This is a genomic window from Pseudomonas sp. C1C7 (assembly GCF_013359595.1).
In the GTDB taxonomy this organism is placed as follows: domain Bacteria; phylum Pseudomonadota; class Gammaproteobacteria; order Pseudomonadales; family Pseudomonadaceae; genus Aquipseudomonas.
Genome location: NZ_JABFMP010000035.1, coordinates 50,569 through 62,850 on the forward strand (window position 1 = coordinate 50,569; position 12,282 = coordinate 62,850).

Consider the following 12,282-nt stretch of genomic DNA (forward strand, 5'->3'; position numbering starts at 1 on the left):
GCCAACACTGAAAGTGCCAAGGCAACGGAGCCCCGGCAGGTTGGAAGGGATTGTCGGCGCTCGGCGAAGCACAGGGTTTGCCCTGCGTGCCAGTTGTGTTGGCGGGGCTGCCAGATCGTTGCGCTTGCATCATTCCTGTAGGAGCGAGCAAGCTCGCTCCTACAGGTCTTCGTCTGATTTTAAGCCGTAGAACACTAAAATCTCGTCAACTTCCTCTTTCGACAAAGTTGGATCTTTCAGTTCATTGATTGCCATCAACAGGGATGACTCCCGTGATCTTGATTCTTCTTTCCGGAAACTTCGCCCACCATTAACGGAGAGTTCTCACAGAAGAACAGGAAGCTCTAATTAACCGGATTTACGACACGTGCCATTTCACATATCTGGCCACTGCAGGACGCAGTAGGAGCTTTCCTTCACCACCCCAAAACCCTGCACGCTGCCCCACGAAACTGCCGACGAACGGCAATCCCGCAAACACCACCGCCCCCCTGTAGGAGCTGCCGAAGGCTGCGATCTTTTGATTTTGATTTTTAAAAGCAAGATCAAAAGATCGCAGCCTTCGGCAGCGCCTGCACAAAACGTCATTCGCAGAAAACGCGGAGGTGCCATCACCCTGCCATGCAATCTGGCATGCACAACCAACTAATTGGCAAACAGGCAAAAGGCCAAAAAAAACGCGGCCCTTAGTATCTAAAAAGACCGCAACCCTGCGCCTTAGAACAAGAACGGATGTCATGCCATGCTCAAGTCTCCCCTGCTCCGCCTTTCCACGCTCGCGCTGATGATCAGTGCCGGGCAGGCCGGAGCCTATGAACTGTACTCAGACAGCGACACGCACCTGAACGCCACACTGGAAGCGGTTTTCGGCATTTTCCACAGCCAGGAAAACTACGCCCTGTCGGGTCGTCTCGATGAAGGTTCGTCGTCGTGGCGCGAGGGTTACATCAAGTACGGCCTGGCCTTCGACAAGGGTTTCAGTGGCGCCGGCACCACCTATGGCGCCGCCAACCTGCTGAGCTCCGGCACCTGGGGTGACGGCGATGCCGCCGGGTTCAGCGATGGCTCGGAACGCACCACCAAGTTCGAAGACGCCTATCTGGGCTGGCGCTCGGCCGATCTGTTCCCGGTACTGGGTGCGGACGGTATCGACCTGTCCTTCGGCCGCCAGAACATCGTGGTCGGCGACGGCTTCCTGATCGACGGTGACGCGCTGAACATGGGCAAGGGTCTGGCCGATGGCGAGTTCAACCGTGGCGGTGCCTACTGGCTGGCCGCGCGCAAGGCGTTCGACGAGACCGCCGTGCTGCGCATCGGTGGCAAGGAAGGCTGGCGTGGCGACCTGATGTGGCTCAAATCCAACAACCGCGCCCAGGCCATGACCGAAATGTATGTCGGCACCCTGGAGCACGTGTCCGAGGCCGGCACCGTGGGCCTGACCTACATCGACACCACCGACATCGACGAACAATACGCCTCGCCGATCCAGCTCGAACGCGACGGCATGAAGACCTGGAGCCTGCGCGCCACCGGCAACGCCGGGGTCAAGGACCTGTTTCTCTCCGGCGAATACGCCAAGCAGGACAAACCTCATACCTCCAGCGAAGACGGTTGGTATCTGGAAGCCGGCTGGACCTTCTCCGACGCGCTCTGGACACCGTACGCCAGCTATCGCTACAGCCGCTTCTCGGAAAACTACGACACCCTGTTCTACGGTTTCAGCCGTGGTTTCGGTACCTGGTTCCAGGGCGAAGTGGCGGGCAACTATGCCGGCCCGTTCAACAGCAACGCGCGCATCCAGCAACTGAAGTTCACCGTCTCGCCACTGGAGAACCTGACTGTCGGCGCGATGTACTTCAACTTCGACACCATCGACCGCAACCTGGGCAACAACGACGGTCATGAAACCGATATCTATGCCGAATGGCACGTCAACGACCACCTGAGCATCATGCCGCTGATCGGCATTTTCCAGCCGGACAAGAGCGCCGAACAGGGCGGCACCCAGCTGGGCAACAACGACAGGAACGTCTACAGCCAAGTGATTTTCGCGTCCACTTTCTAACCTCAAACAGAGCACGCCCTGCCCTTTGTAGCAGCTGGCGCAGCCTGCGTCCGGCTGCGAAGCAGTCGTAAATTCAGGCACTGCGGTCTGTCAGGCAGATCCAGTGCACAGGTTTTGCGACTGCTGCGCAGTCGCACGCAAGCTTCGCCAGCTGCTACAGGGGGCCGGGTGTTACGGCTTCAGGGAAAAAGGTATTTCCTATGCACAAACGATTTCACACGATCCAGAGCAAGATCGCCCTGCTCGCCGGCCTCTGCCTGTTGCTGGTGGTGGGCCTGCTGATGGGGTTGTCGCTGTACCAGACCCGGCAAAGCAGCCAGCAGGTGGACCAGGCCAGCAGTGAAATGCTCGCCGATGCGGCCAAGGAACACATGCAGGCGCTGGGCAAGGTGCAGGCCATGCAGGTGCAGCGCACCTTCATGCAGACCCATGAATTCGGCCAGGGGTTATCGCGATACCTGCTCTATCTGCGACAACTTCAGCATCAGGGCACATTGACCCGCCCACAACTGCGCCAGGAGCTGAGTAGCCAGCTTCAACAGGCCCTCAAAGACAAGCCCGACCTGCTCGGGCTTTACGTCATTTTTGAACCTGATGCGCTCGACGGCCAGGACAGCAGTTTCGCCGACAAGGCAGAGCTTGGCAGCAACGAGAAAGGCCGCTTCTCGTTGTACTGGGTGCAAAGCAAACCCGGTGAACTGCAAGCGGTGATCGGCGACGAAGGCCTGCTGGCCAACACCGAGCCAGGGCCGAGCGGCGCGCCGTACAACGCCTTCTACACCTGCGCCCGCGACACCCGTCAGGCTTGCGTGCTGGAGCCCTACTTCGACGAAGCGTCCGGCAGCCGCAAGCTGGTCACCAGCGTCGCCTTCCCCCTGCTGGAAAACGGCAAAGTCATTGCCGTGGTAGGCCTCGACATCAACCTCGCCGTCCTGCAGAACAACAGTGAAGCCAGTGCCCGCGAGCTGTTCGACGGCCACGGGCAGATCAGCATCGTCAGCCCTCGCGGGGTGATCTCGGCCAACAGCCAGGACGTCAGTCGCCTGGGTTCGCCGATGGACAACGCGGACGTGATGGACGCTCTGCGCCAGGGTCAGCCGAAAGTGTTTGTCGACCCGCAGCAGATCAAGGTCCTCGAACCCCTGGCACCCATTGCCGGCGCCGCGCCCTGGGGTGTGCTGGTGGGCGTGCCGCAAGAGGTACTGCTGGCGCCGGTCACCACCCTGCAGAACGAACTCGATGCCCAGGGCGCGAAAAGCACCGCGCTGGCCCTGCTGCTCGGCGGTGGCTCGGCCCTGCTCGGCCTGCTGCTGATCTGGTACACGGCGCAACGCATCACCCGGCCGTTGCAGGTGCTGACGCGGGTCATGGAAGACATTTCCCTCGGCGAAGGCGACCTGACGCGGCGCCTGCAAGTGCAGTCGCGGGATGAAATCGGCCAGCTGGCGACGGCGTTCAACCGCTTTGTCGAGCGCATTCATCAGTCGATTCGCGAAGTGTCGTCGGCGGCGCTCGGCGTTAACGAGGGCGCCCGTCGGGTGCTGGAGGCGTCCAATTCGTCGCTGAGCAATTTCGACGATCAATCGAGTCGCACCAACAGCGTGGCGGCGGCGATCAATCAGCTGGGGGCGGCGGCGCAGGAGATCGCGCACAACGCCAGCGACGCTTCGCACCAGGCGTCCAACGCCCGGCAGCAGGCGGAGGATGGGCGTCAAGTTGTGCAGCGCACGATCGAGGTGATGAACGAGTTGTCGGGCAAGATCAGCGAGTCCTGCGCCAACATCGAGGTGCTCAACGACAAGACCGTGAACATCGGGCAGATCCTCGAAGTGATCAAGGGCATCTCCCAGCAGACCAACCTGCTGGCGCTCAACGCGGCGATCGAAGCGGCGCGGGCCGGCGAAGCCGGGCGTGGCTTTGCGGTGGTCGCCGATGAAGTGCGCAGCCTGGCCGGACGCACCCAGACCTCGGCGCTGGAGATCCAGCAAATGATCGAGGAACTGCAAGTCGGCGCCCGGGATTCGGTGACCACCATGACCGAAAGCCAGCAGCACAGCGAGGAAAGCGTCAACATCGCCAACCTCGCCGGCACCCGCCTGGGCAGCGTGACCCAGCGCATCGGCGAGATCGACAACGTCAACCAGTCCGTCGCCGCCGCCACCGAAGAACAGACCGCCGTGGTCGAAGCCCTGAACGTCGACATCACCCAGATCAACACCCTCAACCAGCAAGGCGTGGAAAACCTGCAATCGACCCTGCGCGCATGCACCGAGCTTGAGCAGCAGGCGGCGCGGTTGAATCAGTTGGTGGGGAGTTTTCGCATTTAAGATTGATGTCGCCTGAAATGCCGCCATCGCGAGCAAGCTCCCACAATGGATCTCGGCCGTACACAAATCCTGTGTTCACCGAAGATCCCTGTGGGAGCGGGCTTGCCCGCGATGAGGCCATTAGATTCAACATCGATGTCGCCTGACACTCCGCCCTCGCGGGCAAGCCCGCTCCCGCAGGGTCCTTGCTGAATTCACCCAATCTGGCACCCACAATCAACCACATGGCATGCACGCAAACATGCCGCCACACACCCCGCGCGTAGTATCGAAGCGCAAGCAACGCTCTACCCCCTCCATTTCTCACTAAAACAATAAATCGGCCTTCTGGCCGCGGGAGACTTCTGTGCTCAAGAAAAGTGCGCTGGGCTGGCCAAAGATTGCCGGCCTCGGAATTGCGTTGGTGGTGGCCGGGCAGTTTTCCGGCTGGAACTTCGGGTTGGCGGCCGGTGGCTGGTTGAACATGCTGATTGCCACGCTGTTGATGGCGCTGCTGTGTGGTGGCCTGGCGTTGTGTGTGGCGGAGCTGTCCACCGCCCTGCCCAGCGCGGGCGGCGTGTTCGTCTACGCGCAAACCGCCTTCGGGCCGTTCGTGGGTTACCTGGTCGGTGTCGCTTGCGCGCTAGCGTTGACCATCGGCACCGGCGCCGCCGCGACCTTCATCTGCGCCTACACCGAGTCGATCTTCGGCATCGGCGGCTGGCCGGTGAAGATCGCCCTTTTCGCGGTGATCATCGGGATTCACCTGCGCGGCGTCGGCGAGGCCATGGGCCTGACGTTCATTGCCGGCATCATCGCGGTCGTCGCGCTGCTGACCTTCGGTGTCGCCATGGCACCCCACGTGGAACTCGCCAACCTGCTGGTGTTGCCGGCCAATGTCAGCACCCCGGTCAGCCTGGGCGGGATCTTCGCCTGTGTGCCGTTCGCCATCTGGCTGTTCATTACGGTCGAGCAGACCGGCTCGGCGGCGGAAGAAGCGCACAACCCTGGCCGCACCATGCCCCGCGGCATTCTCGCGGCGGTCGGCACCCTGCTCGTTACGGCGTTGGTGGTACTGGTCTGCGCACCGGGTGCCGGTGGCGTCGAGCTGGTGGGTTCGGCGGGCGATCCGCTGTACGCGGCGATGTCCAGCAACAGCGCCTTCGGTGAAAACTCCTGGCTGGCCAAGGTCATCGGCTGCGGCGGCGTGTTCGGCCTGATCGCCACCTTCTTCTCCCTGGTCTACGCCGCGTCCCGGCAGCTGTTCGCCATGGCCCGCGACGGCCTGTTCCCGCAGTGGCTGGGCAAGACCGGCAAGCGCGGCACGCCTTACCCGGCGCTGTTGCTGATCGGCGCCATCGGCCTGCCTTTGTCCGAGGTCGATCCGGCCACCGTGATGCTCGCGGTCGTGCTGCTGCTCAATGTTTGCTACCTGTTCATTTTCGGCGCCTACCTGCGCATCAAGAGCAGCCAGCCCGACCTGCCACGCCCGTTCAGCCTGATCGGCGGCAAGCTGGTGGCCTGGCTGGGCCTGGCCCTGACGCTGGTGGTGATCGCCGCCTGCTTCCAGCTCGATCTCAAGATGCTGATCGCCCTCGGCGCGACCTTCGTGCTGTGCATTTTCAACTTCCTGCTGCGCACTCGCCGCAGCACCGCAATCGAGGTTCCAGACCATGCCTGACACTCTCCTGCAACGCCGCCACCGCGTACTGGGCAGCGCATCGCCGCTGTTCTACGACAAACCGCTGCATCTTGTTCGTGGCGAAGGCGTTTGGCTGTACGACATCGACGGTCGCCGCTACCTGGACGTCTACAACAACGTGCCTTGCGTCGGTCACTGCAACCCGCGCGTGGTCGAGGCGATGCATCGCCAGGCGAGCACCCTGAACATCCACACCCGCTATCTGGACGAGCAAGTGGTGCGTTACGCCGAGCGCCTGACCGCCACCTTCGCCCAGCCGCTGGACACCGCGATGTTTACCTGCACCGGCACCGAGGCCAATGAACTGGCGCTGCGCCTGGCGCGTTACGCCAGCGGCGGTACCGGGATCATCATCAGCGACTACAACTACCACGGTAACTCGGCGTCCCTGGCCGAAGTGACCACCGCCCTGCCCTCGCCCGAACCCTTCGCCGCCCATGCCCGCGCCGTGCCGATCCCGTGCCTGTACCGCGCACCGGCCGGCACCACCGAGGCGCAACTGGCGGATGAATACGCGGCCAACATCGCCGCCGCGATTGCCTCGATGCAGGCCCAGGGCATTCGCCCGGCGGCGCTGTTGATCGACACCCTGTTCGCCAACGAAGGATTGCCTCGGGTGCCGGCCAGGTTCGTCGCCAGGGCCGCGGAGCTGATCCGTGCGGCGGGCGGCTTGTTCATCGCCGATGAAGTGCAGTCCGGTTTCGGTCGTACCGGCGATCACCTGTGGGGCCATCAGGCCCACGGCGTGACCCCGGACATCGTCACCCTCGGCAAACCCATGGGCAACGGCTATCCGCTGGCCGGGCTGATTACCTACAAGGCGCTGGTCGAATCGTTCGGGCGCAACGCCATGTACTTCAACACCTTCGGCGGTTCGCCCGTGGCGGCGGCGGTGGGCATGGCAGTGCTGGACGAGATTGAAGAGAAACAACTGCTGCTCAATGCGCAGACCGTCGGCGCCTACGTGCAGCAGCGTTTGCAGGCGCTGGCCGTCAAGCATTCGATCATCGGCGATGTACGCGGCAAGGGCCTGTTCTTCGCCATGGAACTGGTGCGCGATCACGCCAGCAAGGAACCGGCGGGCCTGGAGGCGCGCAAGGTGGTCAATGACATGCGCGACAACGGCGTGCTGATCAGCAAGATCGGCGCCGGCGACAACATCCTCAAGCTGCGCCCGCCGCTGGTGTTCAACCGCGAACACGCAGATATCTTCGTCGACACCCTGGACCACGCCCTGAGCGCGATTTGAGGCCTGCCATGACTGAATTCCACACTTTGAGCCACGACCAGCAGGTGGCTCGCCTGCACGATCTGGCGCGCCACGCCCTGCAGCACTGGGAAGGCGATTTCGCCGACATCGAACTGGTGAAATACCGCGAGAACGCGGTGTTCTCCGCCCGCCGCCACGACGGCCAGCGCGTGGCCCTGCGCATCCACCGCAACGGCTATCACTGCGAAGCGGCGCTGCGTTCGGAACTGCAATGGATGGAGGCGCTGGAAAGCGCCGGGATCACCGTGCCGCAGATCATTCGATCGCAGGATCAGCGGCATTTGATCGAGGTGAGCCACGCGGAGGTCGGCGAGCGGCATGTCGACATGCTTGCCTGGCTGCCCGGCGCGACCGCAGGCACGTCCGAGGCCGGGGTGCAGGCCGATACCGAGATTGATTTTCTGTTTGCCGAAGCCGGTGCGATTGCCGCACGGATTCATCTGCATTCGGCGGATTGGCAGCAGCCGGACGAGTTTGTCCGGCATGCCTGGGATGAGGAAGGTTTGATCGGCGCCAATCCGTTCTGGGGGCGGTTCTGGGAGCTGGAGCAGTTGAGTGATGAGCAGCGGGACCTGCTGCAACAGGCGCGGCGTCGGGCGCGTCGGGACTTGCGTCAGTATGGCCGGCACCTGGGTAATTTCGGCATGATTCACGCCGATCTGGTGCCGGAAAACCTGCTGATCGAAGGCCCGCGTTTGCGCTTGATCGACTTCGATGATGCCGGGTTTGGCTGGCATATGTTTGAGTTGGCGACTGCGCTGTATTTCTGTCTGGATGATCCGCGTTATGAGCACATCAAGGCGGCGTTGCTGGCGGGGTATCACGCGGTCAAACCGTTGACCGAGGCGGATCGGCAGACGCTGGCGTTGTTCCTGCTGCTGCGCGGCACGACTTACCTGGGCTGGATTCACACCCGCCAGGGCACGCAGACCGCGATCGAAATGGCGCCGATGCTGATCGAGCGGGCCTGCGGGTTGGCCCGGGAGTATCTGCAAGCCTGACCCACAATGGCCGGTGCCCACCGCCGGCCCCTGTAGGAGCTGTCGAGTGCAACGAGGCTGCGATCTTTTGATCTTGATCCTGAAAATCAAGGTCAAAAGATCGCAGCCTTCGGCAGCGCTTACACAAAGCAATGCATATCAGGCCGCAGCATGATCCAGACGATGGAACAGGCGGTTGAAGTACACCAGGCTGTCCCGCGGTTCGCGCACGCCCACTTTGGTAAGCTCCACGAACATCACCGAGTGCGAGCCCACTTCCTTGCACTCGCTGATTCGCCCTTCCAGCTGCACCAGCGCATCGCGCAGTACCGGCACTTCGGCCGCGCCGTCGTCCCACAGGTCCCAGGCGAAACGTTCTTCCATCGGCACTTTGGTCATGCCGGCGAAGTGCTTGGCCAGTTCTTCCTGTTCACCGCACAGCACGTTCACGCACAGATGGCCGTTGGTGCGGAACACGTCGTGGGTGGCGCTGTTGCGGTTGACGCACACCAGCACGGTGGGTGGCGAGTCGGTCACCGAGCACACCGCGCTGGCGGTGATGCCGCAACGGCCGCCAGGGCCATTGGTGGTGATGATGTTCACTGCCGCCGGCAACTGCGCCATGGCGTTGCGAAAGTCGATTTGCTGCTGGCTCAGGTCGGCCATGTCGGTGCCCCTTCCTTCAGGAGGACCGCTGGTTTGCGGCCCGTAGGTGATGGAACAAGACTAAGGCTCAAGGCCGCGCGCAACCATTCTGACGATCCCCACGCCGAGGTAGGCTTTCCGCTAGTCGACTAGGTGGTTTCTTTATCGCAAGGGCTGGTCACAATGGCTATCCTGCACACTGGCTCCAAAAAAATGAGCCGATGCGTGCCGCGCGTTCGCGCGCGAAAACAATAATTAGAAATTTCGTGGCAGCCCCGATGGAAACCCGCAAACCGATTGTTTACATCGTTGACGACGACAAGGACCTGCGCACCTCGCTGGCGTGGTTGCTGGAGTCCGTCAGTGTCCAGGCGCAGTGCTTTGCCGGCGCCGATGAATTCCTCAGCCAGTACGACCCCCAGCAGCCCGCCTGCCTGGTGCTGGACGTGCGCATGCCGGAGACCAGCGGTTTCCAGTTGCAGGAGATCCTCAACCAGCGCGGCAGCACCCTGCCGACGATCTTCGTCTCGGCCCATGGCGATATCCCGATGTCGGTCACGGCGATGAAGAACGGCGCCCTGGACTTCGTCGAGAAGCCCTACAACCCGCAGCAGATGATCGACCGCATCCAGGCCGCGCTGAAGGCCGCCGTGCACGCCCAGGCCGACCAGCAGCAGCGCCAGAACCTGCAAGGCAAGCTCGCCCTGCTGACCAGCCGCGAGCGTGAAGTGCTGATGCTGGTGATCGATGGCAAGGCCAGCAAGGTGATCGCCCGGGAGCTGAACATCAGCGTCAAGACCGTCGATGTGCACCGCACCAAGATCAAGGAAAAGATGGGCGTGAGCAGCATCGCGATGCTGGTGCGCGAAGTGCTGCATTTGCCGGGTGAGGAGCCGGTGCGGCACTGAGGCTCACCTTGCCCTGACCATTGCGGTGGCCGCAAGGCCGCCTTCGCGAGCAAGCCCGCTCCCACATTGGATCTCTGTCATACACAAAAATTGTGTTCACAGCAGAACCAATGTGGGAGCGGGCTTGCTCGCGAAGAGGCCGGCAAATCCAACATCCCTTTCATCTGACACCATCAAACCTGTAGGAGCTGCCAAAGGCTGCGATCTTTTGATTTTGCTTTAAAAGATCGCAGCCTTCGGCAGCTCCTACAGGGATGTTGTGGGGTGTCAGTTCTGGCTGTAGCGCTTGCGATAGGCGCCCGGAGATACGCCGAAGCGCGATTTGAACGCCGAGGAGAAGTAGCTGGAATCGGAGAAACCCCAGGCATAACACAGCGCCGAAAGCTTCTGCTCCACATCCGAGCGGCGCAGGTTTTCGGCGCAGAAATCCAGGCGCCGGTGCTTGATGTATTGCGCCACCACCAGCCCGCGCTTGGAGAACATCCGGTACAGCCCGCGCACCGAAACCCCCACCTCACGGGCGATCAGTTCGGGGCAGAGCTCTTCGTTGCTGATGTGTTCGTCGATGAAGGCGATGATCTTGCGGAACTGCCGTTCATGGGCATCGCCGGCGATGTCGCGGGCGCTGACGCCGGGCAGCAGCAGGCTGACCAGGGCGTCGAGCACCGCCTCGCTTTCCTGCATGTCCAGCCCTTCCTGCTGGCGGGTTTCCAGCACCAGCTTGTTGGCCATGGCCGCCAGCGGGTTGTTGGCGCCGATGCGGGTGGCGCAGTTGACCGCCGAGAAATGCGAACCACGCTCCACCACCTGGCGCGGCAGGATCAGCGACAACTGACGGGAATCGTGGTTGTAGGTCATGTCGCTGGGGCGGCTGGCGTCGATCAGGGCGATGTCGCCGCAACCCAGCTGCGCACGGTTGTCGCCCTGCTCCAGCTGCGAACTGCCGCGCATCTGGAACACCGCGTAGTAATGGCCGTCGCTGCTGATGCTGACGTCCTTGTCGGAGCGATACAGGTGCACGTGCGCCATGTCGACCACACTGAGTTTGATGGCGCCGCTGCGAAATTCCGCCAGCTCGCCATAAAAATCGGTGTCCAGCGCGCGGGCGTCGAAACGCCCGCAGGCCTGGTTGACCTGGCTGAGCCAGCTTTCGAATGCCTCATTGCGCACCGCCGATGCAGTAATCATGTCCGCAGAGCCTCACGTGTTTTTGTTGTTATTCTTCGACCGCTTCGTCGAGCGGTTCGTTAAAAATCTTTCATGTTCCGACCTCTCCTCCCTGAGGGCCGCCGGGCGCCCATTCAACAGGCTCCGGCGTCGGTTTTCCAGCCGTGCAGCGCTTAAATGTCCAGGACCAGACGAGCGGAAAGTGCCCGGGATACGCAGGCGCAGATCTGCTTGTTGGACGCCTTTTCCTTGTTCGACAGGCAGTTGTCGCGGTGCTCCGGCAAACCGTCCAATACCTCGACGATGCAGGTGCCGCAGATGCCTTCGCGGCACTCGGTGTCGATGTCGCAACCGTGGGCCTGTAGCACATCCACCAGGCTGCTGTCGGCCGGTACCTGCAGCACCACGCCGGAGCTGGCCAGTTCCACTTCGAAACTGCCGGTCGGCGCGCTGTTGGCGGCCGGGTCGGCGGCGAAGTGTTCGAGGTGGATGGCGTCGTCGGAACGGCTGCGCGAAGCCACTTCCACGACCTTGTTCATGAACGGCGCCGGACCGCAGGTGTAGACGTGGGCATCGTCGCCAGCGCGGGCCAGGCATTCGCTCAGGGCGCCGTCCAGGTCCGAAGGCTCCACGCCGTAGTGGAACTCCACGTTGTCGGCGAACTGAGTCGACAGCAGCTCGGTAAAGGCCGCGTACTGCGCCGCACGGGCGAAGTAATGCAGGCGGTACGGCTGACCGCTCTCGGCCAGGCGATAGGCCATGCTCAGCAGCGGCGTGACGCCGATACCGGCGGCGAACAATACGTGTTCGGTGGCACCGGCATCGAGGCGGAACAGGTTGCGCGGCGCCCCCATTTCCAGCTCCATGCCCTCTTCCACCTGCTCGTGCAGCGCCAGCGAGCCACCACGCGACTGCGCTTCCTTCTTCACTGCCACCAGGTAGGCGCGGCGATCCTCGGGCGGGCTGCACAGGGAATATTGGCGGGTCACGCCGGTCGGCCCCGTGAGGTCCACGTGGGCGCCCGGCTCATAGGTGTCGAGCGGCTGGCCGTCACTGCGCACGAGGCGAAAGGAACGGATATCCAGCGCTTCGTCGACGATCCTTTCGATCTTCACCTTCATCATTGCATCACCTGAATTCTGTTGTTTCGGTTAATCATTGCTTGAACCACATCCCCTGTAGGAGCTGCCGAAGGCTGCGATCTTTTGATTTTGCTTTTCAAGATCAAGATCAAAAGAT

General features: G+C 62.3%; 9 protein-coding genes and 2 pseudogenes. 7 read left to right on the top strand and 4 right to left on the bottom strand.

Translation table 11 applies throughout. The features are described 5' to 3' along the window. Positions 1-358: 358 nt before the first annotated feature. Positions 359-739: a hypothetical protein gene (locus tag HNO86_RS24100; RefSeq protein WP_175379427.1), complete on the bottom strand. Its 381-nt coding sequence runs from the start codon at positions 737-739 to the stop codon at positions 359-361. Positions 740-742: 3 nt separating this feature from the next. Here HNO86_RS24100 and HNO86_RS24105 point away from each other — a divergent pair, with 3 nt between their 5' ends. From HNO86_RS24105 to HNO86_RS24125, 6 genes and pseudogenes are all read left to right on the top strand, one after another. Further along, positions 743-2,065: a hypothetical protein gene (locus HNO86_RS24105; protein ID WP_175379428.1), complete on the top strand. Its 1,323-nt coding sequence runs from the start codon at positions 743-745 to the stop codon at positions 2,063-2,065. A gap of 419 nt (positions 2,066-2,484) precedes the next feature. Next, positions 2,485-3,537: pseudogene (locus tag HNO86_RS30690) on the top strand (HAMP domain-containing protein); the annotation flags it as partial. 255 nt (positions 3,538-3,792) lie between these two features. Beyond that, positions 3,793-4,392 (top strand): annotated as a pseudogene (locus HNO86_RS30695) (methyl-accepting chemotaxis protein); the annotation flags it as partial. A 346-nt stretch (positions 4,393-4,738) separates the two neighbouring features. Then, positions 4,739-6,052, top strand: a complete 1,314-nt coding sequence (locus HNO86_RS24115; RefSeq protein WP_175379430.1) for an amino acid permease — start codon at positions 4,739-4,741, stop codon at positions 6,050-6,052. Continuing rightward, entirely contained in the window at positions 6,045-7,322 is a 1,278-nt protein-coding gene (locus HNO86_RS24120) for an aspartate aminotransferase family protein (protein WP_175379431.1), read from the top strand. Before HNO86_RS24115 ends, HNO86_RS24120 begins: the two co-directional genes overlap by 8 nt. 8 nt (positions 7,323-7,330) lie before the next feature. Continuing rightward, the gene (locus HNO86_RS24125) at positions 7,331-8,344 is read left to right on the top strand and encodes a phosphotransferase enzyme family protein (protein ID WP_175379432.1); all 1,014 of its coding nucleotides are present in this window, start codon (positions 7,331-7,333) and stop codon (positions 8,342-8,344) included. A 138-nt stretch (positions 8,345-8,482) separates the two neighbouring features. Here the strand turns inward: HNO86_RS24125 and hpaC are convergent, their stop codons facing one another. Beyond that, positions 8,483-8,989, bottom strand: coding sequence for a 4-hydroxyphenylacetate 3-monooxygenase, reductase component (gene hpaC, locus HNO86_RS24130; protein ID WP_175379433.1), 507 nt, complete (start codon positions 8,987-8,989; stop codon positions 8,483-8,485). Positions 8,990-9,246: 257 nt separating this feature from the next. On the opposite strand from hpaC, the gene HNO86_RS24135 reads away from it, so the two are divergent. Then, the gene (locus tag HNO86_RS24135) at positions 9,247-9,876 is read left to right on the top strand and encodes a response regulator transcription factor (protein ID WP_175379434.1); all 630 of its coding nucleotides are present in this window, start codon (positions 9,247-9,249) and stop codon (positions 9,874-9,876) included. A 267-nt stretch (positions 9,877-10,143) separates the two neighbouring features. Here the strand turns inward: HNO86_RS24135 and feaR are convergent, their stop codons facing one another. Together feaR and HNO86_RS24145 are read right to left on the bottom strand one after the other, a co-directional pair. Next, positions 10,144-11,064 carry a transcriptional regulator FeaR gene (gene feaR / locus HNO86_RS24140; RefSeq protein WP_175379435.1) on the bottom strand — a complete coding sequence of 307 codons (921 nt, stop codon included), beginning with the start codon at positions 11,062-11,064 and terminating at the stop codon, positions 10,144-10,146. Between the two features lie 152 nt (positions 11,065-11,216). Further along, positions 11,217-12,167, bottom strand: coding sequence for a PDR/VanB family oxidoreductase (locus tag HNO86_RS24145; protein WP_175379436.1), 951 nt, complete (start codon positions 12,165-12,167; stop codon positions 11,217-11,219). Between the last annotated feature and the right edge of the window lie 115 nt (positions 12,168-12,282).